Origin of the sequence: Streptomyces sp. NPDC006435 (genome assembly GCF_040612315.1) — a bacterium.
Lineage (GTDB): Bacteria > Actinomycetota > Actinomycetes > Streptomycetales > Streptomycetaceae > Streptomyces.
Genome location: NZ_JBEXPY010000064.1, coordinates 18181 through 42578, shown reverse-complemented (window position 1 = coordinate 42578; position 24398 = coordinate 18181). Strand labels below are relative to the sequence as shown.

At 70.6% G+C, this 24398-nt stretch carries 22 protein-coding genes and 1 pseudogene; 8 read left to right on the top strand and 15 right to left on the bottom strand.

The features are described 5' to 3' along the window. Both ABZZ04_RS36000 and ABZZ04_RS35995 read left to right on the top strand, forming a co-directional pair. Positions 1-1266: aldehyde dehydrogenase family protein (locus ABZZ04_RS36000; RefSeq protein WP_356936451.1), on the top strand; the 1266-nt coding region annotated here is incomplete at its 5' end. A 6-nt stretch (positions 1267-1272) separates the two neighbouring features. Further along, positions 1273-2058 carry a 3-oxoacyl-ACP reductase gene (locus ABZZ04_RS35995; RefSeq protein WP_356936450.1) on the top strand — a complete coding sequence of 262 codons (786 nt, stop codon included), beginning with the start codon at positions 1273-1275 and terminating at the stop codon, positions 2056-2058. 114 nt (positions 2059-2172) lie between these two features. On the opposite strand, the gene ABZZ04_RS35990 is transcribed toward ABZZ04_RS35995, so the two are convergent. From ABZZ04_RS35990 to ABZZ04_RS35975, 4 genes are all read right to left on the bottom strand, one after another. Further along, complete coding sequence (locus tag ABZZ04_RS35990) at positions 2173-2832, bottom strand: ATP-dependent endonuclease (protein WP_356936449.1); 660 nt, start codon at positions 2830-2832, stop codon at positions 2173-2175. 98 nt (positions 2833-2930) lie between these two features. Further along, entirely contained in the window at positions 2931-3614 is a 684-nt protein-coding gene (locus tag ABZZ04_RS35985) for a DUF4232 domain-containing protein (protein ID WP_356936448.1), read from the bottom strand. Between the two features lie 164 nt (positions 3615-3778). After that, on the bottom strand, positions 3779-4693 hold the full coding sequence (locus ABZZ04_RS35980; RefSeq protein WP_356936446.1) for an alpha/beta hydrolase: 915 nt from the start codon (positions 4691-4693) through the stop codon (positions 3779-3781). Next, complete coding sequence (locus ABZZ04_RS35975) at positions 4686-5282, bottom strand: WHG domain-containing protein (protein WP_356936445.1); 597 nt, start codon at positions 5280-5282, stop codon at positions 4686-4688. The genes ABZZ04_RS35980 and ABZZ04_RS35975 overlap by 8 nt, the downstream gene beginning before the upstream one ends. Before the next feature lie 172 nt (positions 5283-5454). Between ABZZ04_RS35975 and gndA the strand changes: the two genes are divergently transcribed. From gndA to ABZZ04_RS35960, 3 genes are all read left to right on the top strand, one after another. Further along, positions 5455-6897, top strand: a complete 1443-nt coding sequence (gene gndA / locus ABZZ04_RS35970; protein WP_356936444.1) for an NADP-dependent phosphogluconate dehydrogenase — start codon at positions 5455-5457, stop codon at positions 6895-6897. Between the two features lie 248 nt (positions 6898-7145). Beyond that, complete coding sequence (locus tag ABZZ04_RS35965) at positions 7146-8231, top strand: Dyp-type peroxidase (RefSeq protein WP_356936443.1); 1086 nt, start codon at positions 7146-7148, stop codon at positions 8229-8231. Then, positions 8231-9028 carry a family 1 encapsulin nanocompartment shell protein gene (locus ABZZ04_RS35960; protein WP_356936442.1) on the top strand — a complete coding sequence of 266 codons (798 nt, stop codon included), beginning with the start codon at positions 8231-8233 and terminating at the stop codon, positions 9026-9028. Before ABZZ04_RS35965 ends, ABZZ04_RS35960 begins: the two co-directional genes overlap by 1 nt. Before the next feature lie 346 nt (positions 9029-9374). On the opposite strand, the gene panD is transcribed toward ABZZ04_RS35960, so the two are convergent. Further along, positions 9375-9800 carry an aspartate 1-decarboxylase gene (gene panD, locus ABZZ04_RS35955; RefSeq protein ID WP_356936441.1) on the bottom strand — a complete coding sequence of 142 codons (426 nt, stop codon included), beginning with the start codon at positions 9798-9800 and terminating at the stop codon, positions 9375-9377. A gap of 1314 nt (positions 9801-11114) precedes the next feature. Between panD and ABZZ04_RS35950 the strand changes: the two genes are divergently transcribed. Then, positions 11115-15701, top strand: coding sequence for a hypothetical protein (locus ABZZ04_RS35950; RefSeq protein WP_356936440.1), 4587 nt, complete (start codon positions 11115-11117; stop codon positions 15699-15701). 428 nt (positions 15702-16129) lie between these two features. Here the strand turns inward: ABZZ04_RS35950 and ABZZ04_RS35945 are convergent. Continuing rightward, a pseudogene (locus tag ABZZ04_RS35945) lies at positions 16130-16726 on the bottom strand (transposase family protein); the annotation flags it as partial. A gap of 92 nt (positions 16727-16818) precedes the next feature. On the opposite strand from ABZZ04_RS35945, the gene ABZZ04_RS35940 reads away from it, so the two are divergent. Continuing rightward, positions 16819-17277: a hypothetical protein gene (locus tag ABZZ04_RS35940; protein ID WP_356936438.1), complete on the top strand. Its 459-nt coding sequence runs from the start codon at positions 16819-16821 to the stop codon at positions 17275-17277. A 96-nt stretch (positions 17278-17373) separates the two neighbouring features. On the opposite strand, the gene ABZZ04_RS35935 is transcribed toward ABZZ04_RS35940, so the two are convergent. The 3 genes from ABZZ04_RS35935 to ABZZ04_RS35925 form a co-directional block, all read right to left on the bottom strand. Further along, positions 17374-18315: an IS3 family transposase gene (locus ABZZ04_RS35935; protein WP_356936437.1), complete on the bottom strand. Its 942-nt coding sequence runs from the start codon at positions 18313-18315 to the stop codon at positions 17374-17376. Next, positions 18312-18611: a transposase gene (locus ABZZ04_RS35930; protein WP_356936435.1), complete on the bottom strand. Its 300-nt coding sequence runs from the start codon at positions 18609-18611 to the stop codon at positions 18312-18314. The genes ABZZ04_RS35935 and ABZZ04_RS35930 overlap by 4 nt, the downstream gene beginning before the upstream one ends. Before the next feature lie 158 nt (positions 18612-18769). Further along, on the bottom strand, positions 18770-19093 hold the full coding sequence (locus ABZZ04_RS35925; RefSeq protein ID WP_356936453.1) for a transposase: 324 nt from the start codon (positions 19091-19093) through the stop codon (positions 18770-18772). A 45-nt stretch (positions 19094-19138) separates the two neighbouring features. Here ABZZ04_RS35925 and ABZZ04_RS35920 point away from each other — a divergent pair, with 45 nt between their 5' ends. Then, positions 19139-20275, top strand: a complete 1137-nt coding sequence (locus ABZZ04_RS35920; protein ID WP_356936452.1) for an agmatine deiminase family protein — start codon at positions 19139-19141, stop codon at positions 20273-20275. 325 nt (positions 20276-20600) lie between these two features. Here ABZZ04_RS35920 and ABZZ04_RS35915 read toward each other — a convergent pair whose 3' ends face one another. The 6 genes from ABZZ04_RS35915 to ABZZ04_RS35890 all read right to left on the bottom strand — a co-directional run bounded on the left by ABZZ04_RS35915 (position 20601) and on the right by ABZZ04_RS35890 (position 24384). Next, entirely contained in the window at positions 20601-20906 is a 306-nt protein-coding gene (locus tag ABZZ04_RS35915; protein ID WP_356936434.1) for an SHOCT domain-containing protein, read from the bottom strand. Between the two features lie 60 nt (positions 20907-20966). Next, the gene (locus ABZZ04_RS35910; RefSeq protein WP_356936432.1) at positions 20967-21428 is read right to left on the bottom strand and encodes a DUF6325 family protein; all 462 of its coding nucleotides are present in this window, start codon (positions 21426-21428) and stop codon (positions 20967-20969) included. A gap of 96 nt (positions 21429-21524) precedes the next feature. After that, entirely contained in the window at positions 21525-21893 is a 369-nt protein-coding gene (locus ABZZ04_RS35905; protein ID WP_356936431.1) for an amphi-Trp domain-containing protein, read from the bottom strand. Positions 21894-21934: 41 nt separating this feature from the next. After that, entirely contained in the window at positions 21935-22351 is a 417-nt protein-coding gene (locus tag ABZZ04_RS35900) for an SHOCT domain-containing protein (RefSeq protein WP_356936430.1), read from the bottom strand. Between the two features lie 120 nt (positions 22352-22471). Further along, a complete protein-coding gene (locus ABZZ04_RS35895) occupies positions 22472-22669 on the bottom strand; it encodes a hypothetical protein (protein WP_356936429.1) in 198 nt (65 codons plus the stop codon). 74 nt (positions 22670-22743) lie between these two features. Continuing rightward, entirely contained in the window at positions 22744-24384 is a 1641-nt protein-coding gene (locus ABZZ04_RS35890) for an MFS transporter (RefSeq protein ID WP_356936428.1), read from the bottom strand. Positions 24385-24398 lie beyond the last annotated feature (14 nt).

Sequence of the window (24398 nt, the reverse complement as noted above, 5' to 3'; positions counted from 1 at the left end):
GCCCAGCGCGCCTGGGCCGCCGCGGCACCCGCCGACCGCGCCCGGCTGCTGCGCCGTTTCGCCGCCGTGGTCGACGAACACATCGAGGAACTGGCCCTGTTGGAGGTCCGCGAGGCCGGCCACACCATCGGCAACGCCCGCTGGGAGGCGGGCAACGTGCGCGACCTCCTCGACTACTGCGCGGGGGGCGCCGAGCGCCTGACGGGCCGACAGATCCCGGTCGCGGGCGGCATCGACTTCACCCTGCTGGAACCCCTCGGCGTCGTCGGTGTCATCGCACCCTGGAACTTCCCGATGCCGATCGCCGCCTGGGGCACGGCCCCGGCGCTCGCCGCCGGCAACGCCGTCCTGCTCAAGCCCGCCGAGACCACGCCGTTGACCGCACTGCGCCTGGCGGAGCTGGCCCTGGTGGCCGGACTGCCCGACGGACTCTTCCAGGTACTGCCGGGCGAGGGCGCGGTGGCCGGGAACGCCCTGGTGGAGCACCCCGGCGTGGCCAAGATCGTCTTCACCGGCTCCACCCGGACCGGCAAGCGCATCATGGCCCGCTGCGCCGACCGCGTGAAGCCCCTCACCCTGGAACTCGGCGGCAAGAGCCCGAACGTGGTCTTCGCCGACGCCGACCTGGCCGCCGCGGCCGCCGCCGCCCCGATGTCCTTCCTGGACAACGCCGGCCAGGACTGCTGCGCCCGGACCCGCATCCTCGTCGAGCGCTCCGTCCACGACCGCTTCCTCGATCTACTGACCCCGGCCGTCGCCGCCGTGGTGGTCGGCGACCCGTCCGACGAGAAGACCCAAATGGGGCCGCTGATCTCCGCCGTCCAGCGGGAGCGCGTGAGCGGGTTCGTGGACGTCCTGCCCGACGGCGTACGGACGATCCTCGGCTCGGCGCCCGACGGCCCCGGGTTCTGGTATCCGCCGACCGTGCTCGCCGGGGTGTCGCCGGACGCGCCGGTGGCCGTCGAGGAGGTGTTCGGCCCGGTCGCCGTGGTCCTGCCCTTCGACGACGAGGCGGACGCCGTACGCCTGGCGAACGCCACGGAGTACGGGCTCTCCGGCTCGGTCTGGACCCGCGACGTGGGCCGCGCCCTGCGCGTGGCCCAGGGCCTGCGGGCCGGAAACCTCTCGGTCAACTCGCACTCCAGCGTCCGCTATTCGACTCCCTTCGGCGGTTACAAGCAGTCCGGGCTGGGCCGTGAACTCGGTCCCGACGCCCTCGCCGCCTTCACCGAAACCAAAAATGTCTTCATCAGCACGGAGGCCTGAAGCACCATGACCGACACCACCGCCGTCTGCCGCCGCCTGGTCGGCCGCACCGCCGTCGTCACCGGAGCCGGCAGCGGCATCGGGCTCGCCACCGCACGGCGCCTGGCCGACGAGGGCGCCCACGTCGTCTGCGCGGACGTGGACGAGGAGAGCGGCAAGGCCGTCGCCGAGGAGGTCGCCGGCCTCTTCGTCCGTACCGACGTCACGGACGCCGAGCAGGTCGAGGCGCTGTTCAAGGCCGCGTTCGACACGTATGGCTCGGTCGACATCGCCTTCAACAACGCGGGGATCTCGCCGCCCGACGACGACTCGATCCTGGAGACCGGCCTCGACGCCTGGCGGCGGGTGCAGGAGGTCAACCTCACCTCCGTCTACCTGTGCTGCAAGGCGGCGATCCCCTACATGCGCCGCCAGGGCAAGGGCTCCATCATCAACACCGCCTCGTTCGTGGCCCGGATGGGCGCCGCCACCTCGCAGATCTCCTACACCGCGTCCAAGGGCGGCGTCCTGGCCATGTCCCGCGAACTCGGGGTGCAGTTCGCCCGTGAGGGCATCCGGGTCAACGCCCTGTGCCCCGGGCCGGTCAACACCCCGCTGCTCCAGGAGCTGTTCGCCAAGGACCCGGAGCGGGCGGCACGCAGGCTGGTGCACATCCCGGTCGGCCGGTTCGCCGAACCCGACGAGATGGCCGCCGCCGTGGCCTTCCTGGCCAGCGACGACTCCTCCTTCGTCAACGCCACCGACTTCCTGGTCGACGGCGGGCTCTCCGGCGCGTACGTCACGCCGCTCTAGGCCGTACTGCCGGGCTCCCCCACCCGCATCGCGTGACGGCACCTGGCCCCCATACGTCAGTACGGGGCCGGGTGGCCGTCACGCGGTGCGGACCCGCGGCCGCCGGTCGAGCCGCTACAGGTGCGCGAGCAGGCGGTCCAGCGGGCGCGGCACCCGGGCGAGGTCCAGGGCGTCGACGAGGGAGCGGGCGTACTGGCTCTTCCGGCCGCTGATGGTTCCCATGAAGCGCCGCAGCTGCCGCTCGACGCTCCGCTCCCGCTGGGCGGGCTGCTTCCGGAAGATACGGAAGGCCCGCAGGTCGCCCTGGGCCTCGATGACCTGTTGCACGGAGTCGGCGCCGAGGGCGCGGATCAGCTCCTCCTCCAGGTCGGCGACGCACACGTGGAAACCGAGCGGCTCCATGTCGGCGCGCGTGAGGTCGTGGCCGAGGCCCGCCCGCTCCAGGGCGCGCGAGAAGTGACCCTCCTCGCCGACGTCGCACAGTCCCGCCACCGCGATGCCGAGCCCCCGTGGACCCAGCAGGCTCAGGAACCGGCCGATGTTGGTGGCGCCACCGAGCGGGACGACGGCGATGCCCTCCGCGTCGAGGGCGCGGCCGTGGCGCGCGGCCAGCGCTTCGAGCGCCACCCGGTCGCTGGCCCCTTCCACGAGCACGGCCGTGCGCAGGTCGGGGCCGGTGGCCAGTTCTCGTGCGGCCTCGGCGGCCGCCGGCGCCCCGGCACCGTCGGCCGCCCACTCCACGACCGCTGCCCGGAATCGCCTCGTCGTATCCATGGGCCCAGTCTCTCAATCAGGACCGGGGCGTCCGCAACGAACTTTTCCCGCGCGGGACTTCGCCCGGTCAGACTTTTCCCGCGCGGGACTTCGCCCGGTCAGAAGTCGTAGGGCCTGGCCGTGTTCCAGTTCGTGACGTCGGCGCCGGACCAGGTGAACTCCGACGGCGCGCCCTCGCCGTCACGGGCGTCCTGCTCGACGGCCCGGCCCGTGTGCCCGGTCCCGTCGCGCAGGGCGATCGAGAGGCCCGCCGCCGTACGGGTTCCCGGGCCGTCGGCGAAGAGCGCCACGGCGGAGTAGACCCTGCCGCCGGGCCGGACCGTGATCCGGGCGCTGCCGCCCGGGGCGTCCTTCGTCGAGTGGGGCAGGACGTCCGGGCCGTCCCCGAGCACGACCGACGGGGACGAGGTGACCCAGCAGGGCGCGGAGCCGGCGTTCCGCGCGGTGATCAGCAGGTGCTCGCCCGGCTGGTCCGGGAAACGGTGCAGCACCGAGTACGCCATCTCGTCGCCCGCGCACGGAACGGCACCGGCGGAGGTGACGGTGCCGCCCGCGGCGGAGCCGGAGCGCGAGACGGAGGCGAGGACGTTCTTGCCGTCGTCCGTCCCCGACACCTGCCACGTGTTCTCCGCCCCCGCCGAACCGCCCACCGTGGTGGTGCCCATGCGTGTGCTCGCGGCCCCGCCGACGGCACTGTCCGAACCGCCGCAGGCGGTCAGGGACAGGGCGAGTGCGGCGGTGCCGACGGTCAGAGCGACGGTGCTGATCCGGAAAGTGCGCATGTCGAGGTTCCCCTGTGCGGTGAGGTGGGTTTCGCGGGGTCGTCCCCGCCGCGGTCACCAGCCCGTACAGCCCTGCCGGCGCATCGCTCGCGCCCGGCCGGCGTCTCGCCGAGGTGGCGGCCGACGGCACAGAGCCTACGTCCCGCACCCCGTTCTTCCCGGTCTCACGCGCCGGGGCTGGTCCGGTCGAGCAGCACCGACCGCAGCCGCGCGGCGAACGCCTCGGGGTGCTCGCTCGATCCGGTGTGCCCGCCGGGGAACTCCACGAGGCCGCCGCCCGCCCGGTCCGCCAGCCGGGGGCCCGGGACCGCCGTGAGCAGGGTGCCGGATTCCGCTCCGACCCCGACGACCAGCTTCCGTCCACCGCGTGCCAGTGCTTCCAGGTCCAGGGTGTGACCGCTGAACGAGCACAGCACGTGTTCCAGGAACACCGGAAGGTTGGCGTGCATCCGCTGCACGGCCTCGGCCTCCCGCACGGTCTGCTCGACCGGCTCCGGCTCCATCCTCGGCTCCGTCTCCGTCTTCGCGGCCGTCTCCCGTACGGGGGGCGAGGACGGGGCCGAGGCCATGAGGCCCTCCGTCATGGTGGCCAGTGCCGCGGCCACCCCACCGGCGCGGAAGGAGTCCCGCACCGAGGCGAAGAGCCGTCGTCCCCGTTCCGGGTCGGGCAGCAGTTCCACCAGGGGCGGCTCGTGCGCGACCACCCGGTGCAGCCGCCCGGGGTGCCGGGCGAGCAGGTCCAGGGCCACGATCGCCCCCGAGCTGGCGCCGAAGACCGACACCGGTCCGCCGTCCGGCGCGAGCAGCTCGATCAGCCGGTACGCGTCCTCGCTCTGCACCGCCACCCGCTGCTCGCCCGTCCCGCCGTCGATGACGCTGCGCGAGTACCCGCGCGGGTCGAGGGTCGCGACGGTCCACCTGTCGGCGAGCCGCGCCGCCATCCGGTCGTAGATCCCCGCGTCGGCGCTGCCTCCCGGCAGCAACAGCAGCAACGGGCCCTCGCCGCGCACCTCGTGGTACAGCGTCGCGCCGGGCACCTCCAGGTGTCCGGTGCGGTCCGGTGCCATGTGGTCAGCCATCCTCGTTCTCCCCCTCGTCCGTGGCCGACGGCCAGTGCTCCAGCAGGAAGTGCAGGGCCTCGACGGCCCGTTCCCAGGACGTCCGCACATCGCGGGGCGCGCCGAAGCCCCCGCTCGCCTCCAGCGCGCAGTAGCCGTGGAAAGTGCTGCGCAACAGCCGTACGGCGTCCGTGAGATCGGGCTCGGCCAGGCCGTAGGCCCGCAGCATCGCGCCCGTGGTCTCGATGGTGCGGCGGTACGCGGACGTCCGGGCCGCGACGGCGGGATCGACCCGCAGCTGTGTCGCCTCGTACCGGCCAGGCCGCTCCAGCGCGAAGGCCCGGTAGGCATCGGCGAACCCGATCAGGGCGTCCTTCCCGGCCCGTCCCACCACGGCGGCGGCGATCCGGTCGATGAACTCCTCCGAGGCCAGCACCGCGACCCGGAACCGCAGGTCCTGGAGGTTCTTGACGTGCGAGTACAGGCTGGCGTCCTTGACGCCGAAGCCCCGGGCCAGGGCGGAGATCGTGACCTTGTCGAAGCCGATGTCGTCGGCCAGATCGGCCGCCGCCTCCACCACGCGCTCGGTCGTGAGTCCCGCGCGAACCATCCGCCACCTCCGCCGCAATCAATCCTAGGGACCCTAGGCACTTTTCTAACATACCAAGGTGACTTCGCGCAGTCGACGGCGAACAGGCCGTTCCCCCGCCCCGAATCCATACTGAAGATCCCGGCGAAAACGAGGATCCGGGCATTCCCGACATGGATTGCGGAGCGCACTGATGAGCGGCACGGCACAGATCGGCGTCACGGGACTCGCGGTCATGGGCCGCAACCTCGCGCGCAACTTCGCCCGCAACGGCCTCACGGTCGCGGTGCACAACCGGACGGCCGCGCGGACGGACGCCCTGGTGGCGGAGTTCGGCGGCGAGGGGGCCTTCGTCCCCGCGCACACCCCGCAGGAGTTCGTCGCGGCACTCGAACGGCCGCGACGGCTCGTGATCATGGTGAAGGCGGGCGACCCGACCGATGCCGTGATCGAGGAGTTCGCCCCGCTCCTCGAAGAGGGCGACGTCATCATCGACGGTGGCAACGCGCACTTCCAGGACACCCGGCGCCGGGAGAAGGAACTGCGCGGGCGCGGCATCCACTTCGTCGGCGTCGGCATCTCGGGCGGCGAGGAGGGCGCGCTGAACGGGCCGAGCATCATGCCGGGCGGTTCGGCCGAGTCGTACGAGTCGCTGGGGCCGCTGCTGGAGCGGATCGCCGCCCGGGCGAAGGACGGCACCCCGTGCACCACCCACATCGGTCCCGACGGGGCCGGGCACTTCGTGAAGATGGTCCACAACGGCATCGAGTACGCGGACATGCAGCTGATCGCGGAGGCGTACGACCTGCTGCGCACCGTGGCGGGCTACTCCCCCGCGAAGATCGCCGAGACATTCCGCGGCTGGAACACCGGCCGCCTCGACTCGTATCTGATCGAGATCACGGCGGAGGTCCTCGCCCACACCGACGCGGCCACCGGGAAGCCCTTCGTCGACATCGTGCAGGACCGGGCCGAGCAGAAGGGCACGGGCCGCTGGACGGTGCAGATCGCCCTGGACCTGGGAGTGCCCGTCTCCGGAATCGCGGAGGCGGTCTTCGCCCGGTCCCTGTCCGGGCACGCGGATCTGCGCGAGGCCGCCCGGGACCTGCCCGGCCCGTCGGCCTCCCCGCTCGGCGCGGCCGAGGCCGCGGTCTTCGCCGACCGGGTGGAGCAGGCGCTGTACGCGTCCAAGATCGTCTCGTACACGCAGGGGTTCCACCAGATCCGGGCGGGCAGCGAGGCGTACGACTGGGACATCGACCTCGGTGCGGTGGCGGCGATCTGGCGGGCCGGGTGCATCATCAGGGCCGCGTTCCTCGACCGGATCCGGGCCGCCTACGACGCCCGTCCCGACCTGCCGAGCCTGCTGTCGGACGAGAAGTTCGCCGCGGAGATCGGCGCGGCGCAGGACGACTGGCGCGCGGTGGTCGCCGAGGCGGTACGGCAGGGCGTGCCGACGCCGGGGTTCGCGGCCGCGCTCTCGTACTACGACGGCCTGCGCGCCGACCGGCTGCCCGCGGCGCTCACCCAGGGACAGCGCGACTTCTTCGGCGCGCACACCTACCGCCGTACCGACCGCGAGGGCTCCTTCCACACGCTCTGGGGCGGCGACCGGTCGGAGGTCGCCGCGGGGTGACCCGGGCTGGGGCGACGCGGTCCGTGCGGGGCGATGCGTCCGGTGAGATCCGTGCGGACCGGCACGGGAACTCCCACCGGAACGGCCCGTGCGTCCGCCCGCCTCCGGAGTCGCCCGGCCGGGTGTCCCGGGGTGCGGCGGCGGCCCGCCCGTGCGTAAGTAGCAGCGAGCCCCTTCCCCGGCTCCGGCCCATCGCCCCGCCGCCCCGCCGCCCCGGCCCGCCGTCGCCCGTCCCAGGGAGCCCCCGCATGTCCGACGCCACCCCGGAACCCGCCTCGGAGCCGCCCGCGGCCCAGCCCGTCGTCTCGCCGCTGACCGGCGCCGCCCTGATCCTGGTCGCCACGATCGAGCCCGGCGGGGAAAGCACGGTGCGCGAGGTGCTGCCCGACCTGGCGGCCTTCGGCCGCTCCATCGGATTCCGGTTTCCCGACACCGGCCTGGCCTGTGTGACCGGCTTCGGCTCCGACGCCTGGGACCGGCTGTTCTCCGGACCCCGGCCGGCCCTGCTGCATCCGTTCCAAGAACTGCGCGGCGCCCGGCACCACGCACCCGCCACCCCGGGTGACCTGCTGTTCCACATCCGGGGCGAGCGGATGGATGTGTGCTACCAGTGGGCGGCCCAGTTGTTCGACCGGCTCGGCGGGGCGGTGAAGGTGGTCGACGAGACCCAGGGGTTCCGCTACTTCGACCACCGGGACCTGCTCGGATTCGTCGACGGTACGGAGAACCCGGTGGGCGCGGACGCCCGGTCGGCGGCGCTGGTCGGCGCCGAGGACCCCGCGTTCACCGGCGGCAGCTACGTCATCGTGCAGAAGTACCTCCACGACCTCACGGCCTGGAACTCTCTGAGCACCGAGGCCCAGGAGCGGGTCATCGGCCGCACGAAGGCCGACGACATCGAGTTCCCCGACGACCTCAAACCCGCCGACTCGCACATCGCCCTCAACACGATCACCGACCCGGACGGCACGGAACGCGACATCCTGCGGGCCAACATGCCGTTCGGCAGCTTCGAGGAGGGCGCGTTCGGCACGTACTTCATCGGGTACGCCGCCGACCCGGGCGTGACCGAGCAGATGCTCCGCAACATGTTCCTCGGTGACCCGCCCGGCACCCACGACCGCATCCTGGACTTCTCGACCGCGGTCACCGGCACCCTCTTCCACGCCCCCTGCGCCGACTTCCTCGACGCCCCGCCCCCGCCGCCCGCGGCAGCCGGGACCGAGCCCCTGCCGGAGCCGGTGCCCGTGCCGGTGGCGGCGGGGGCTCCCGGCCCGGCCCGTCCGTCCGACGGTTCGCTGCGCATCGGCAGCCTGCAAGAAAGCGACCGGTGATGAACAACCTGCATCGTGAACTCGCCCCCGTCACGGAAGCCGCCTGGGCGCAGATCGAGGAGGAGGCCCGGCGCACCTTCAGCCGCCATCTGGCGGGCCGCCGCGTCGTCGACGTGACCGGCCCGGAAGGCCCCGGGCTGGCCGCCATCGGCGACGGTCATCTGCGCGACATCGACCCGCCCGCGCCGGACGTGATCGCGCGGGCCCGCACCTCGGTGCCGGTCATCGAGTGGCGGGTGCCGTTCACGGTGACCCGGGCGGCCGTGGACGACGTCGAGCGCGGCTCGGACGACAGCGACTGGCAGCCCGTAAAGGACGCCGCCCGCACCTGCGCGTTCGCCGAGGACATGGCGATCATCGACGGCTACGCCTCGGCCGGGATCACCGGGCTGCGGGACGGTTCCTCGCACGCCCCGCTCTCACTGCCCGCCGACGCCCGCGACTATCCGACCACCGTCAGCCAGGCGCTCACCCGGCTGCGGCTGGCCGGGGTCGACGGCCCGTACCGGCTGCTGCTCGGTGCCGACGCCTTCACCGAGGCCACCGAGACCTCCGACCACGGGTACCCGGTGGCCACCCATCTGGCCCGGCTGCTCGACGACCAGATCCTGTGGGCCCCGGCCGTCAAGGGCGGGGTGCTGCTGTCCACCCGTGGCGGCGACTTCGAACTGTGCCTCGGCCAGGACCTCTCCATCGGCTACCAGGACCACGACGCGACCGGCATCAGGCTCTACTTCCACCAGTCGTTCACCTTCCGGATGCTGACGCCCGAAGCCGTGGTGCCGATCATCGCCTGAGCGGCCGGGCCCGAACGGGCCCGGCCGACCGGCCTATTGGGGCGACGGCTGGGGTTCGGGCCCGGGTGTGGGCGGGATCGGATCCGGCGCCGGGCCCGGCGGTACCGGGCCGGGCGGCGGAGGCGGTGGCTCCGGCAGCGGGGCCGGCGGTCCGGGCATCGGCCCGGGGGTGGGTGCCGGAGGCACCGGGTCGGGATACGGATTGGTCATCGGAGGCCTCCGAACGGTTCGGGACGGATCTGCTTCCACCGTCTCCCGGACCCGCCGCCCGCGCCCGGTGGGGCCGTACGTACGGGTTCCGGATGCTCCGCCGGACCCCTGCGGACCTCGCCCGGGCCGGCCCGGGTCAGCGCGCGGCGGGCACCGCGTGCGGGCTCCGCTCGGTGGCGGTGCCGGGCACGGGCTCCGACGCGTCGGAGCCGAGCTCGACGATCCGGTTGTCGGCGTCGACGTGCACGACCCGCGGGACCAGGCTACGGGCCTCGGCGTCGTCGACCTGGGCGTAACTGATCAGGATGACCAGGTCACCGGGGTGGACGAGGTGTGCGGCGGCCCCGTTGACACCGATGACGCCGGAGCCGCGTTCGCCCTCGATGACGTACGTCTCCAGGCGGGCGCCGTTGTCGATGTCGACGATGTGCACCAGCTCACCGGGCAGCAGGTCCGCCGCTTCCATCAGCTCGGCGTCGATGGTGACCGAACCGACGTAGTGCAGGTCGGCCTGGGTCACGGTGGCCCGGTGGATCTTGGACTTGAACATGGTGCGCAGCATGTTGGACTCCTGAAAGACGGCTCCCTGCCTGCGTTCTTGCAGGTCAAGGGCGTTCTTCACTTTACACCGGCACACGTTGGACTCGAAGGTTGTGAGGAACATCGCTTCCCTCTGGCGAGGAGGCTCCCTGCCTGCACTTCCGCACGAACCAGGCTGTTGTGACGCCACCGACCAGGCGCCTGTTCGGACAGCCGTCTCGGAATGTTCGGAGACTGATGCTGATCAGATGCCGACCTACCTGATGACACATCAGGTGCATGAGGAGGCATTTCAGCACGCAAGCGCGCGAGGTAAATGACCGCCCCCGATTGACGGTCCTACGTCGTCGTTGACGCAGGCGTCGAGAACCGCCTCAAGCGCCCCACGCGTACGCAGCTTTCACCCAGATCGCAGGACGGGCTTCGCACCCTCGTGAGGGGCTTGCCGTCAAGATCGACACCAACGCCCTCCGAGAGCGGTCGCCACTCCGGGAACCGGTCTGCTCTACGCCGCGATGCACCTCCGTTGAGCCCGACAACCGTCGGTCACGGTTATGAAACGTCTTGCTGCGCCCAGACATCGGTGTCTCACAGTGCGCGCCCCTCACGGGTGCGCCTCATGAGCCGGCCCGCGCTCGCCGGCCAAGTTCCCTCATGCAACCCCTGTCCGTTGGCGAGTACCACCAGCTCGGCAAGCAGGACGATGCACGCCGTAGCCGAACAGACAGCCCACTGCGCCACGCCCAACGGTCGCGGTGCCAGAAGACACCACTGGCCCCGGGGACGTAAACGGTGACGGCCTGTACGGCGAGGACGCCGGCCAGACACAGCCACATGGTGTGGTCGCGGAACTGGTGCCGGCCCAGCACGGAGCCGTCGTCCGCACGGGCTTTGAGCACGTTGAACAGCTTGTATCAGTCAGTGTCCAGAACCACCCGAACGACTCTGTGCTCGCTCACCCCGTCCTGACGAAGAGCGCATGCAGCCGCAGGACTCGGCCCAGGGCAAACGGGCGGACCCGGGCAAGCGGTTTCCCGTCACAGGCCGCGTCGATCAGCCGGTCCGCGAGGCAAGGCGTTCGCTCGATACAGCAGGCCACGAGCACGCTGTGCCGCTTGGCACGGCCGAGCAGACGGAACTTGCGCCTCCGTCCCCACGCCCGGTCCTTCCCCCCAGGATCCCCACCAGATGCCTGGTGGCCGGACCGAAGTCCTCCGGCCGTCCGGAGACGGGTCAGAGCGCCGGCTTCGGCTTGTTCTGACCAGCGGCTCCAGTACGTCGGCCGGAGGAGAGAATCATGGCCGGGGCAGGAGCGACAGCGGATGGGGGAAGTGTCATGGCACGGTGGACTGCCAAGGAGAAGGAAGCCGTCGAGTGGGCGGAGCGACTGTTCAAGAAGTCGTGCGGACCGGTCGTGCCCGAGCCAACGACGCCGGAAGCGGTCCGTGCAGCCATCGAGCGCTTCGCTGAGCTGCCCACCGAAACAGGTGTGATGCAGGACTTGGCGATCGGGGCCCGACGCGCAGCGAAAGGGGTTTCCACGGATCGTCTGCAGGGGCTGTCTGAGGTCGTGCAGAATGCGGAGGACCTCGGAGCGACCGAGGTACGGATCCAGGTACGTGAGGCGACCCTGCTGGTGGCCCACAATGGCAGACCGGTCCTGTTGACAGACGTCATTCCGCTGTCGATGCCGTGGCTGACGAGCAAAGCCGAGGACGCTGAGGCCATCGGGCGGTTCGGCATCGGTCTCATGACGCTTTTCCACCTCTCACCGACGATCGAGGTGTATAGCGGCCACTACCGTCTACGGATCGGCGAATCGGGTCTGAGCCTGGCTCCAGGGCGCGTTCTTCCTCCTGAGCTGGGCGGCGACGAATGGACGGTCTTCCGTGTCCCGCTCACCGAGGAACCGCTCACCGCATCCGACGTGGACGACTGGCTGGCCTCCTGGGGTAACGAGGCACTGCTCTTCCTGCGTCATGTCGCCGCGGTGGTCCATCTCGACACCCACGGCCGGACCGTGCGGCGCCTTGCGCTGCAGCGAGAGGCCGCCGAGCGGTTCAACGCCGAAGTCGCGGGACAGAGCGTATCGGTAGAGGTGACGGACGTGCGCGATCCCGTCGGCCTGCGCTGGCGGGTGTGCCATGCCGTCGTGGCGTCACCGCCGAGTCTCGAACCTGCGGCGAAGGCCGTCGGCGACGTCACGCCCCTGGCCGTGGCCCTTCCGTTGGAACCTGCGGGCACCACCGTGCCCATCAGCGAAGCCCGATCCGGGCACGTCCACGTCCGGCTCCCCGTGACCCCTCTCGCTCTCCCCGTCCGCGTACACGCCGCGTTCGACCCCACCCCGAGCCGGCAAGGTCTCCAGGCGACTGTCTGGAACAAGGCGCTCGTGCCGCGCTTGGCAGATCTGTGGGCGGCAGCGGTAACCGAGCAGTTCCGGCTCGCCCCAGCGTCATCCTGGTCGATGCTGCCGCTGCCGCTGCCGCTGCCGCAGAAGACAAGCCGGCAAGGGCAGGCCGAGGTCGTCGGCGCACTGGAAGCGGCACTCCTGGAGCGGGCCCGTCTACAGGTCTCCGCGTGTCTGCGGGTCGACGTTCCCGGCCGCGGACCACAGACGCTCGAGGACCTGGCCGTTGAAGCCGCTGAACTCACCGACGTCGTGACCGAGGCTGAGATCGAGCGGCTGACCGAGCACCCGGCCCTTCCATACGCCGCGCGGGACTCGGCAGGCCGCTACCGCCAAATCCTGGAAGACTGGGCGGACCACGGTGCCGCCAAGCCGGTGTCGGTCGACGTGTGGGACGCCCTGGAGCTCCTGGGGGACGAGGACCGCTCTGTGGAAAGCGCCATCGAGCTGGCCGCCGTGGGGGTGGCATCCGGGTGGGTAGACCACCGTCTGTCCTCCTTCGCCTGGCTGGCGGACGACAAGGGCGACCGGCACCAGCCCCCCGAATCCGGGGAATTGCGGATCTTCGCCGACCGTCCGGGCAGCCTCGCGGAGAGCCTCGGCTTCACCCACGTCCTGCATCCGGCCTTCCTTGCCGACTCCCCTTCCCCCGCCTGCGTACGAAAATGGCTGGCCAAGCGCAATGCTCTGCTGACTGATGGGGACGAGCTCACCGCCCTGCGGCGTCTGGCAAGTTACGGCAGAGCCCGCATGAACGCCCCAGCCCTGCGGCTCACCGACGAGCAGCTGCGCGACCTCCAGGACGCCTTCGCCCGGCTCGACACTCCCGACCGCTCCCTGCTCGGCGGCGCCGTGGGCCTGGCCATCGCGCTCCAGGCCCACAGATACGCGCCCGACGGCAGCCGGCACGAGGTGTGGGAGTCTCCGGCGAAGTCGTACCTGCCAGGGGGCATCGACCGTACCGACCGTGCCGAGAGCTTCGCCCATGCTGCCAGAAGCGCCCCGGGCCTCACCTGGCTGCGCCGGCGCTACAGCGACGTTCTGCGGGGGGCCGGCGCCGGGATAAGCCCCCTCGGCTTCCTCCGGCTGCTGGGAGCCGAGTCGGCACCCCGGATCCAACTGCACCGCCACCGTGAAAAGCGGCTCAACCGCCGGGAAGTGCCCGTTCACGCACCGGGTTCACCGGAGAGCCGGATCGCGAAGATGAGTGCGCTTGGCGCCGAGTACACCCTGAACGACCGCGAAACGCCCGACCTCGACGCCGTGGCGCACGCGATCGCCGACGAGGCGGACGGAACGGTACGACGTCAGCGGGCCATCGCCCTCATCCATGTGCTCGGCAGGGCCTGGGCCAAGCGGTACTCGGACCACGAGTCGGTCACGGCCGCCTACGCCTACCGCTCGTGGAATCCCGTGGGCAAGGTTCCTGGGTTCTGGCTCTGGCGCCTGAAAGAGATCCCGTGGCTCGACAGCGAGAGTGGGAACCCTACGGCGCCTTCGGTCCTGCGCCGACGGACCGAGGCGACCGCGGTGGTGTACGGCGCGGAGGCGGACGGGCTCCTGCACCCGGAGATCCAGGCCGCCGTCGGCCGTCGCGTAGACGTGCTCAAGGCCCTCGGCGTCGGTGGAGAACCCACCACTGCCGACATCGTGGGCCGGCTGCGCCGACTGCGGGAGACGGAACGGGCAGGCGGAAGCCGCGACGCATCCGGTGCCCTGCTGCTCTACCGTGCCCTGGCTGCCAAGACCGTTCCCTCCCGTGCCCCTGTCGGCGACCTGTCCCACGACGACCTCCGACGTGCCTTCGCCCAAGGTGACGGGCTCGTCCTCACCGAGGGGGGCTGGAAGACTCCGAACGCGTGCCTGCGCGGCACACCGCTGTTCGGCCGACTCCGTGCCTTCGCTCCCCACTTCACCGGCGGGGAGGCGCTGTGGCAAATGCTGGGAGTGCCAGAGCCCGGCGCGGACGACGCGATCGCCGTCATCCGGGAACTCGTGCCATCCGGTCCCAAGGCCAAGCGGAAGGAACCGGACGCGGAGACCCAGACGGTCCTGCTCCAGAGCCTGCAGTTCCTCGAGGGCCTGGCATCCAGCAATCCGGAAGCACTCAAGGGCAGGCCGCTGCGACGGCTTCCGCTGTGGACAAGCCGCGGCTGGACGAGCCGTCGTCCTGTGTACGCCGTGGCGGACGAGGCGGTCGCCGTCTTGCTGGGCGCCGCGCTCACCGAAAGCGGGAACGACGCCGCGGTGTGGCGCCCCGGGGCGGAGATGGAGCACTTCCGCGGGCTCATCGACCGGCTCGGCCTCACCACCGTCGGCCCCGACGACACCGCCCCGCACGTGACTGGGCGCCCCCTCCCCGACCCGCACGCCACGGCCCGCCTCGTGGCGGCCGTGGCCCACCTCCGCGAGGATCTCCAGCGCAACGATCCCGGCACGGCGCGCGAACTCACCGGCACCTGGGAAGGGCTGGCCGGTCTCCTCGTCTGCGTCGAGCCCGGCCTGATGTGCACGGTCACGCTGCCCGGGCAGGCCACTCCGATCCACTTCCCCGTCGAAACAGCGATCGACACGGGACAGGGCGTCATGTATGTCCGATCCACCTCGGCGCTCGCACGTTTCTCCCATGCCGGCCGGACTCTCGCAGGCCGCTTCCGCGCCCGACGGCGTGAAGTGGCGTACGCATGGGTCGCAGCCTGGGAACGCGCCGAGGCCGGTCTGTCCGCGATCGACATCACCCGGGCAGAGGACCGCATCAGCGCCCTCAACAAAGCTGCCGACGCAGAAGAGGAACAGCGACTGGCCGCCTTCCACGATGAGATCCACGAACGCCACGCCAAGGCGCGGGCCAGGACGGCCAGCGACGCCGGGCCCGGAACGCGCCCCGCCGACACCCGGGTCCGCCGAACCGCCCACGCCCCGGCGAAGCTCAAAGAACGACATCTCATCGACCCCACCAGGCTACGCCCGGTGTTCACGGACTCCGCGATCGTCCCTCAGAACGACCGGTCACGATCCGGCGCCTCAGGCTCCGGCTCCTCCAGCAGTTCAGGCCGTCCTGCGCTCTCCTGCCCGAGCTCGAGTCCAGCGGTCCCCCAACAACGGAGCGGAGTAAAAATGTTCACCCCGCAAGAGCAGGAAGCCGCAGCCCTGGCCCTTGTACGGGCGGCTCTGGCACGGGACTCCGAGGAACTGCGCGACCTGCGGGCCCAGCGCGGCGTCGGGGCGGACTCGGTGGACGAGTTGAACCGCTTCTACGAGGTGAAGTCATTCCTGGGGGCGGAGGAGGATTCCGTCTCCCTGACCCCGCACGAGTACGAACGGGCCACCACCGAGAACAACTTCTTTCTCGTCGTGGTGTCTGGGCTGCAACGCGGGGCAGGCGTACCGACGGCAGTGCGGATCATTCTGGACCCGCTGCGAAAGCTGTCGGCCCGCCCCAACGAAGCCATCACGCTCACCGGTGTCCGGGGATGCCGGAGCCTTCAAATTCCCTTCGAACAGGCGGACTGACGGCAGCGTCGGCCAGGTTCTTGGCGCTCTGGTCAGGCAAACGGGGCGATCGCTGCGGCCGTGAGCCATGAGGACAGAGATCCGCCGAAGGGATGAAAGTCGACACGGCCGACGGATGTCTCGGCATGCCTGTCAACGGGGAACCGATCCCCGAGCCGGGGGGCCTCTATGTTCTTCGTCAAGCGTCTGGGCAGCCTCTGCCCAGGGTTCGATCTTTTCTGTGGGACGTGAGATTGTCCGGTCGTGTCAGAGTTGACGAGTGGGTTGGAGGCAGCCTTGGCGAAGGCGTCGTCTCCTTCGTGGACACAACGTGTTCGTGCCGGGCGTGACCTTGCTTCTTTCGCTGATGTTTCTGAGGCTGTGGAAGCGTTGGTGGGGCTGCTGCTGGACGCCGAGGACACGGCGGTGACCCGGCAGACGGCAGAGGCTTTGACCCGGGTGGGGACCTTGCGGAGGGAGGTGTTGTGCTCTTCTTTCCAGGCGGGCAGTTCGCTCTGCCCGGGCTCACGGCGGTGCGGGATGACGAGCCCGGTTCCTCGATAGTCACCGTCGGCGATCACTGCAATCTTCCCGACGGCGGCCTTCGCCCCGGATAGCTCCCATGCCTTGCAGTCGTTGCGGTTGCCCGGCAACGGCCGGCCGACCACGACCACCAGTCGGGTGTCGGCATCGACGACCACCTGGTGATTCGTCGAGTACCGGTAGTTCTTGGACTGCTCGGCCACCGTGTGGTCGCGGGTGGGGACCAGGGTGCCGTCCACGATGAGCACGGCGTCCTCGCGAAACCGCTTCCGGGGCCGGAGCGCGGGAAGAGGCCCGCCCTGCCTGACGATGCGTCCGGCCGCAGACTTCGAGACACCGAAGAGCGGTGCGAGCCGGCGCAGCGTCAGGCTGGTACGCCAATACGCAGCCACCATAAGCACGCGGTCCTCCGGCGGAATTCCCCACGACCGGCCCTGCCGAGAGTTGTCGGCGCCTTCTCGCCGCAGCGCTCGCACCACCCGGTTGAACTGGCGCGGAGCCACACCAGCGAACGGGGCTGTCCAGACACCTCAGACGTGTAACTCGTCAGGTCAGGCTGGTTGTTGTTCGAATGCGTGTCGGTAGCATCATGGACATGCCCGATGTGTGGATCGGTCTCAGCGCTGCTGCTCGGCGGAGGAACTGGTGGTGGACCGGCTTCCTGACGCTCGTGTGCGCCGGGATGGCGGTGGCAGCGACCTCGACCGCGCCGACGTCGAACCGATGGTGGTGGGGTGGCGGTGTGGCGATTGCCTGGTTGGCCTCGCTCTTTTACATGATCAACCGTGGCTATGGCCGAACGCTCCTCACTGCGAGCGGGATGGAGTTCCGCACGTTCGTCAGTCGTCGCTCGATTCCGTGGAGTGAGATCACGCGGATCGAGAAACGGCAGCACCAGACGCGTGGTGGATTCTGGTGGGACCTGCGGGCCGTCCGGGTCCGTGGGCGTTCGCTCACGATTCCTGGGGTCTTCACTAGCCGGATGCGGGATGCGGAGTTCGAGCGGAAGTTGTCCGTCATCCATGAACGTTGGTCCCGCGCAGTCGGCGGCTGACGGGGGCTCATGCCGCGAGAGCCCCGGTTGCCGTGGGGAAGGCGACGACTTCGTCGAAGCGGGGCCCGTGTTGGAGGCAGTGGTAGAGCTGTCCGATCATGCGGTTGAAGAGGTTGCGTGAAGCTTCCCCGTGATCTTGGGCACTCGATGGTTATGCCGCGAGGGTGTGTCGGTGCCGTTGCCGGGTTTCGGTCGGGGTGAGGTAGCCGAAGACCTTGTGTCTGCGCAGGCGGCGGCGGTTGTAGAACGTCTCGATGAAGTCGAAGATGTCGGCACGGGCGGTGGCCCGGTCGGGCCAGATGCGGGTGCCGATCTCTTCTTGAGTAGGGCCCAGCAGCTCTCCGCGGCGGCGTTGTCGAAGCAAGTTCCGGTACGTCCGCAGCTCTGGCGAAGGCTCAACTCGGTTATTCGGTCCCGGAATCGGGTCGAGGTGTACTCGCTGCCGCGGTCGCTGTGGGTCACGCAGCCGGGTTGCAGCGCAGCGCGGCCGTGGGCCATGTCGAGTGCATCGACGACGAGCTCGGCGCGGTGGTGGTCGGCCATCGAGTAGCCGACGACCTCGCGGGTGGCCAGGTCCAGCCGGCAGGCGAGGTGGAGCCGGCCCTCGCCAGTCGGCAGCGCGGTGATGTCGCCGACCATTTTCGTGCCGGGCACCTCGGCGTGGAAGTCGCGGCCGATCAGGTCCGGGGCCGGCCTGGCCTTCCTGTCCGGCCTGGTCGGCGAACGGCGCTTGCGGCGGGTCACGCCCTGGATGCCGTGCTCGCGCATGAGGCGGGCGACCCATTTGCGGTTCACCCGCCGTCCCAGCCGCCGCGGTTCGGCATGGACGCGCGGGACGCCACAGGTCTGGCGCGAGCCGACGTGGATCACGGTGATCTCGTGCACCAGGGTCTGGTCGGCGGCCCGGCGTGCGGCCCGGTTCTTCGCCGTGGCGAGCCAGGCATGGAACGAGGAACGGGCCGCCTTGAGCAGGCGGCAGAGGAAAGCGACACCGTGGGTGGTCCTCTCCGCCTCGATGAACGCGTACGTCTCGTTCACCGATCGCTCTCCTTCGCGAAGAAGACCGCGGCTTTTCGCAGGACCTCGATCGTCCTGGCCTGTTCGGCGTTCTGCCGTCGCAGCCGCTTGAGCTCCTCGCGCTCGGCGGTCGTGAGCTCTCCCGGGGCGCCCTCGCCACGGTCGGCCCCGGCCTGCCGGTACCAGCCGCGCGGGGACTCCGAGCTGATGCCGAGCTCCCGGGCGACGGCGGTGACCGTCTTGCCCGTGGAGTCGACGAGCGCGATGGCGTCCCTCTTGAACTCCGCGGTGTACCGCTTCGTGTACTTGCTTCCCACCTGGTGCTACTTCCTCTGGAACCTCAGGTCCCAATCTCCAGGTGTCCACGATCAAGGGGAAGGTTCAGGACAGTCCTTACGAGCTGGTGTGTGATTGCGGATCGTCTCGGCCACCGCCTCGCTAGTGCTGCTCCGCGGAAGTTCGTGGAGGGTGTTGATCAGGCGGCCTTGAGCGGGGTGCCTTCGTAGGTCCATCGGTAGGGCTTGGTGGTCTCGTTGTGCCCGATGACGTATGCCCCCAGCTTCTCGATCAGGTCGTCGCGGCTGGCGAAGTCGCCGTACCGCAGGACCCGGCGGGTCGGGGCGGAGAAGAACAGCTCGACCTGGTTGAGCCAGGAGGCGTGCGGCGGGATCCAGCGGACGTGCCGGCGCGGGTGTGCGGCCGGCCAGGTCTTGGTGTGCTTGGCGGTGTGGGGGGAGCCGTTGTCGAGCACGACGCGGGTCTCCTTGTCGGGTGCGACCGCCCGGTCGAGCCGTTCCAGCGCGGCGCGAAGCGTGGGAGCAAGGGCTTGGGGCCGGGACTCGCCGTGGTGCGCGCGATCCCCCTCGCCCGACCCGCCTCGGCAAGGTCACCGCGGTCTTCGGCCTGTGGGCCCGGCGACGAACCGAGGGGTTCCACAAGCAGCGCCCGTGACCGGAGCACCGCAGCCGAGGGGCTGCGCATGGGTGCCGAGTGGGAGAGCCACGCGCGCACGTTCATGTCGTGGCCCGCCCTGGAGTCGGTGTGGGACGAGAACCTCCGTTACGTACGCGAGGACATCGCACGCGTCGCCCGCGCCGTCGCGGAGTACGAGTACGTCGTGATGCTGGCCGGGCCCGACCAGCAGAAGGCCGCCCAGAAGGCGTGCGGGCGCGGCGTCGAGGTCATCCCGCTGGCCGTCGACGACCTGTGGGCCCGCGACACCGTGCCGGTCTTCGTGGAGCAGGACGGCGACGTCGTCGGTGTCGACTTCAACTTCAACGGCTGGGGCAACAAGCAGGTACACACCAACGATGCCCAGGTGGGCCGCACCCTCCTGGCGAAGTACGACATCCCGCGCAGGACCGCCCCTCTGGTCGCCGAGGGCGGCTCCTTCGAGACCGACGGCGAGGGCACTCTGCTCATCACCGAGAGCTCGATCGTCAACGACAACCGCAACCGCGGGAGGAGCAGGGACCGGATCGAGGCCGAGCTCAAGCAGACCCTGGGCATCAAGAAGGTGATCTGGCTGGCCGGCGTGCGCGGCCAGGACATCACCGACGCGCACGTGGACAGCCTCGTACGGTTCACCGAGCCCGGCGTGGTGCTTCTGGACATGGCACACCCCGACACGCCCGCCGACTCCTGGTCGCGCGCGGCCGACCAGGCGAAGGCCGTCCTCAGCGAGGCGACCGACGCCAGGGGCCGGCCCTTCGAGATCGTCGAACTGCCACAGCCCGACCTGTACGAGATCACTGGCGAAGGCGACGACTTCGTCTCGACGTACGCCAACTTCTACATCGCCAACGGCTCCGTGTTCCTGCCCGAATTCGGGGACCGGAAGGCCGACAAACGCGCCCGGAGCATCCTGCAGGAGCACTTTCCCGGGCGTGACATCGTGCAGGTCCGGATCGACACCATCGCCTCCGGTGGCGGCGGCATCCACTGCTCGACGCACGACGAGCCCGGCGAACCGGTCGACTGAGCCCGCCCCAGCCGACGGAGCGGCTGTGGCCACGACGCGAATCCCCACTGCCCGGCAGACCGCTGGCCGACGGACTGGCCATGCTCGCCGCAGCAGCAGCCGCAGCCGCTGGACGCCAGGCCCTGGACACCCGATACCGCGCGGGGAACGTCTCCCGACCGGGCACGTACGTGTGCCGGCCGGAGCTCGGCGAGCACCACAACGCTTCCCTGGCAGCAGCCTGTTCGGGGGGCGTGCGGGGACGCCCGAACCACCACGGGTACAACGCCGATGTTCCCGTACCCGCCTCGGTGGTCCGGTCCGCAGCCGTCCTCCTCCCCAGTGGTCAGGAGCCGAGGATCCTGCTCTTCTGGGCCGCGAACTCGTCGTCGGTCAGGATGCCCTGTTCCTTCAGCTGCGCGAGTTCCTTGAGCTGGGCGATCCTGCCGCCCATGTCGTCACCGGCCGCGGCGGGCTCCGGTGACGGCGGCGGTGGCGGTGTGTTCTGCTGTGCCGGTGTGTTCTGCCCGGTGGCCGCCACGTCCTGTGCGGCCCACCGGCCCGCCTGGCGTCGCGAGACCCTGTTGGAGACCGCTGTCGCCGTGCCGGCCACGACTGCGGTGCGGGCGACTCCTCGAAGAAGTCCTGGCATGGCCGTCCTCCTTGGCTGCTTTCGAGCTGATCGGCTTCCCCGGCGCCCCGTCCGGTGGCGTCAGGGGGCGGCTTCGCCGACGGTCTGCGCATCCGCGGCGTCGAGCGAGGCCAGAAGTGCCTGTACGGGAATGCGTCCGCCGGCCACGAGCTGCGCGCCGCCGCGTCGCAGGGCCAGCGCGAGAGGGGCGGCCCAGAGGTTCTCGTAAACCAGGACGGCGGCCGAACTGCCCGGTTCGAGAGCCGCCCCCGCCTCGTCGAGGTCGTCCTGTCCGAGCAGTCCGGACGACGAGCCCTCGAACACCGACAGGTCGAACTCGCCGCCGACGTCCAGTTCCCTCAGTTCCAGGGCGACGGTGCTCCCCTCGGTGTCCTTCCGGACGAACAGCAGGTCGAGAACGCGGATGATTCCTCTGTCGACCAGGTCGAGGAGCAGTGGGAAGCCCTCGCCCGTCATGCGGTTGCCGGGGAACTCGATGACCAGGAAGTCGACCGGGCCCATGTCCTCGAAATCGTGGTTCATGACCGCTCCATGTCGCTGGAGGATGATCGTGCCCGCCCCGGTGCGCCCCCACGGGCACGACCGGACGCGGCTTCATGCTTCGTTGCGGCAGCCGGGTCACGACCGCTTGGCGGCCGAGCGCTTCGGTTTGGCGGACGGCGTGGACTTCCGGCTCCGGGTGGCGGGCGCGGTCTGCTCGGCCGGAGCGCGCTCGGACTGCTCGGACCGCTCGGCCTTCCGTGCGGGAGCGCCGGATACACCATCCGTCCGCCATTTCAGTTCGATCTCCAGCTCGATCTCGCCGTCGCCGACCTCGAACTCCACCTCGCTGCGGAACTCGTCGGGCACTCGCATGCTCAACACACCGGTGCCGAGCTCCAGTTCGGCCTCTCCGCCCTTCCGGAACGCGTCGGCGAGCCCCGCCAGCCGCTCCGCGGCCTCACTGCGGGACAGGGAACCCTTCTGTTCGAACTTCAGGTGCTTCACGGCTGCCTCCAGCGGACTGGTCGGGGATCACGGGACGGCCCTCAGTGGCTGCCGCTCAGGACGAGTTCCTTGGCCCGGCGGAATTCCTCGTCGGTGATGTCGCCGTGCGAGCGGAGTTCGGAGAGCTTGGAGAGTTCCTCGGCCCGGCCGGTGCCACCGCTGCCCGCGGCATCGCGGATGTACGCGTCGAACTCCGCCTGCTGCTTGCGGGCGTGTGTGATCTCCCGGCGGCCCATGGCCTTGCCGCGCGCGATGAGGTAGACGAACACGCCGAGGAAGGGCAGCAGGACGACGAACGCCATCCAGCCCGCCTTGCCCCAGCCGCCCAGTGTGTCGTCGCGGACGATGTCGCCGATGATCCGGAAGAGCAGGATGAACCACAGGACCCACAGGAAGAACCACAACATGGTCCAGAAAGCGCTCAGCAGCGGATAGTCGTAGGCGAGAGTGGTGCTCATCTCCGTGCTCCGTTCCGGTCGGGTACCGCGGTGCCGCCCCGTTCCGTCTCCAGCGTGCGCGATTCCGTGCGCGGACGCCTCACCCGGCACGGGTGAGGCGTCCGCCGGCTCCGGGCACGGTCACTCCAGGAGCCGCCGCAGTTCCACCACGCGGAGGCCGAGCGACTGGAAGCGGGCCAGCAGTCCGTAGAGGTGCGCCTCGTCCACGACGGGGCCGTAGAGCACCGTCTGGCCGGAGATCGTCACATGCTCCAGTTCGGGGAAGGCGCCGATCAGCGTCTCCGACATGTGTCCATCGACGCGGATCTCGTACTGCATGCTGCGATGGTCCGTCCCCGGCACCCCGGTCGGCCTCACCCCGTGCGGGTGACCCGCGCGTCCGGTTGCGGGCATCACGTCCTCCTCGGCCTGCGCGAACGTTGCTTCGGCGGGGCCTGCGGGGTCGGGTCGCCCGCTCCGGGGGCCGGGCCCGCGGTGGGCAGGGCCCGTGTCACCAGGAAGCTCGCCAGTGTGATGCCCCCTGTCGCGAGGACGGCCGTCTTCAGGCCGTTGAGCTGGGCCGAGGCGTAGGACTCCGTGACGGCGTCCACCTCGTGCGGGGGAAGTCCGGCCCGCACGGCCGCCGAGCGGACCTGGTCGGTGGAGACGAAGCTGACTCCGGATTCCAGGGCGACGCTCGTCTCCTGCCGGGCCTTCTCGGAAAGGCGCGGGTTCTGCTCGACCTGTGTGGTGAAGGCCTGGGCCAGGGCGCCGATCAGGATCGACCCGATCAGGGCCGTGCCCAGCGCGGATCCCAGGTTCTGGGCGGTGAACTGCAGGCCGCCGACCTCGCTGCGCTCCTGCTCCCCCGCGCTGGACTGGACGACGTTGCCGAGCTGCGAGGCGAGCATCCCCATGCCCAGTCCGAGGAGCGCCATGGCCCCGAAGAACTGGCCGTTGTCGAGGACCGGGTCGATGGTGGCGAGCAGCCAGACGATCGCCGCCACCAGCAGCGCCAGGGCCACCCGCACGACCCGGCGCGGTCCCGCCCTGCGTCCGAGCCGGGCCCCGCCCAGGGAGGCCACGAGCATGGTGACGGAGACCGGCAGCAGCCGCAGCCCCGTCTGGAAGGCGTCGAGCCCCTGCACCACCTGCAGGTACAGCGGGATGGTGAAGAACAGCCCCAGGAGGATCAGGTTCTGGCTCAGCAGTGTCAGCAGCCCCGAGCGCAGCACGGGTCTGCCGAGCAGGGACAGATGGACCAGCGGGTCGTCACCGCGCCCCTCCCGGCGCCGCTCCCAGGTCTGGAAGAGGCAGAGGAGTCCGGCTCCCGCCGCGACCACGAACAGGGTGGGGGCGAAGCCGAACACCGTGAAGGGCGGATCGCGCGGCTTCACCCATCCCCAGGTGGTGCTCTGCAGCACCCCGAGAACGCCGAGGCCCAGTCCGGCCGCCGACAGCACGGCGCCGACGACGTCCAGGCCGGGGGTCCGGCCCTCCGCGGGCCGTTCCGTGACCGCCCGCCGGAAGATCAGTACGCCCAGCACCACCACGACCTCGCCGGCGAAGACCAGGCGCCAGGTGAGGTACGTCGTCACCCAGCCGCCCAGCAGCGGCCCCACCGCGATGCCGGCCCCGGCCAGGCCGCCGATGACGCCGTAGGCGACGGCACGGTCCCGGCCGCGGTAGGACTCGGCGACCAGGGCCGCCATGGACGGCAGCACGAGGGCGGCGCCCAGCCCCTCGATGACCGACCAGCCCAGCGCCAGGACCCACAGGGTGGGCGAGACGGCGGTCAGGGCCGACCCCACGCCGTAGACGGCCATGCCGGTCAGGAAGACGCGACGGCGCCCCAGGATGTCCCCGATCCGGCCACCGATGATCATGAACGCGGCCATGACCAGGGCATACAGGGTGATGACGGCCTGGATCGCGGTCACCTCGGTGTCGAAGTCGTCGACCAGCCGGCTGATGGAGACGTTCATGACGGCGGTGTCCAGCACCATCAGGAACTGGGCCGCCCCCAGGACGATCAGTGCCCGCCACCGTCTCACCCTGTCCACCTCAC

Excerpts from the sequence above, each read along its gene's own strand:
- ABZZ04_RS35910 (WP_356936432.1), bottom strand. The coding sequence starts at position 21,428 with ATGAACCACGATTTCGAGGACATGGGCCCGGTCGACTTCCTGGTCATC.
- ABZZ04_RS35940 (WP_356936438.1), top strand. The coding sequence starts at position 16,819 with ATGCCCGATGTGTGGATCGGTCTCAGCGCTGCTGCTCGGCGGAGGAAC.
- ABZZ04_RS35960 (WP_356936442.1), top strand. The coding sequence starts at position 8,231 with ATGAACAACCTGCATCGTGAACTCGCCCCCGTCACGGAAGCCGCCTGG.
- gndA (WP_356936444.1), top strand. The coding sequence starts at position 5,455 with ATGAGCGGCACGGCACAGATCGGCGTCACGGGACTCGCGGTCATGGGC.
- ABZZ04_RS35900 (WP_356936430.1), bottom strand. The coding sequence starts at position 22,351 with ATGAGCACCACTCTCGCCTACGACTATCCGCTGCTGAGCGCTTTCTGG.
- ABZZ04_RS35990 (WP_356936449.1), bottom strand. The coding sequence starts at position 2,832 with ATGGATACGACGAGGCGATTCCGGGCAGCGGTCGTGGAGTGGGCGGCC.
- ABZZ04_RS35980 (WP_356936446.1), bottom strand. The coding sequence starts at position 4,693 with ATGGCTGACCACATGGCACCGGACCGCACCGGACACCTGGAGGTGCCC.
- ABZZ04_RS35995 (WP_356936450.1), top strand. The coding sequence starts at position 1,273 with ATGACCGACACCACCGCCGTCTGCCGCCGCCTGGTCGGCCGCACCGCC.
- ABZZ04_RS35965 (WP_356936443.1), top strand. The coding sequence starts at position 7,146 with ATGTCCGACGCCACCCCGGAACCCGCCTCGGAGCCGCCCGCGGCCCAG.
- ABZZ04_RS35985 (WP_356936448.1), bottom strand. The coding sequence starts at position 3,614 with ATGCGCACTTTCCGGATCAGCACCGTCGCTCTGACCGTCGGCACCGCC.
- panD (WP_356936441.1), bottom strand. The coding sequence starts at position 9,800 with ATGCTGCGCACCATGTTCAAGTCCAAGATCCACCGGGCCACCGTGACC.
- ABZZ04_RS35975 (WP_356936445.1), bottom strand. The coding sequence starts at position 5,282 with ATGGTTCGCGCGGGACTCACGACCGAGCGCGTGGTGGAGGCGGCGGCC.
- ABZZ04_RS35895 (WP_356936429.1), bottom strand. The coding sequence starts at position 22,669 with ATGCAGTACGAGATCCGCGTCGATGGACACATGTCGGAGACGCTGATC.
- ABZZ04_RS35950 (WP_356936440.1), top strand. The coding sequence starts at position 11,115 with ATGGCACGGTGGACTGCCAAGGAGAAGGAAGCCGTCGAGTGGGCGGAG.
- ABZZ04_RS35915 (WP_356936434.1), bottom strand. The coding sequence starts at position 20,906 with ATGCCAGGACTTCTTCGAGGAGTCGCCCGCACCGCAGTCGTGGCCGGC.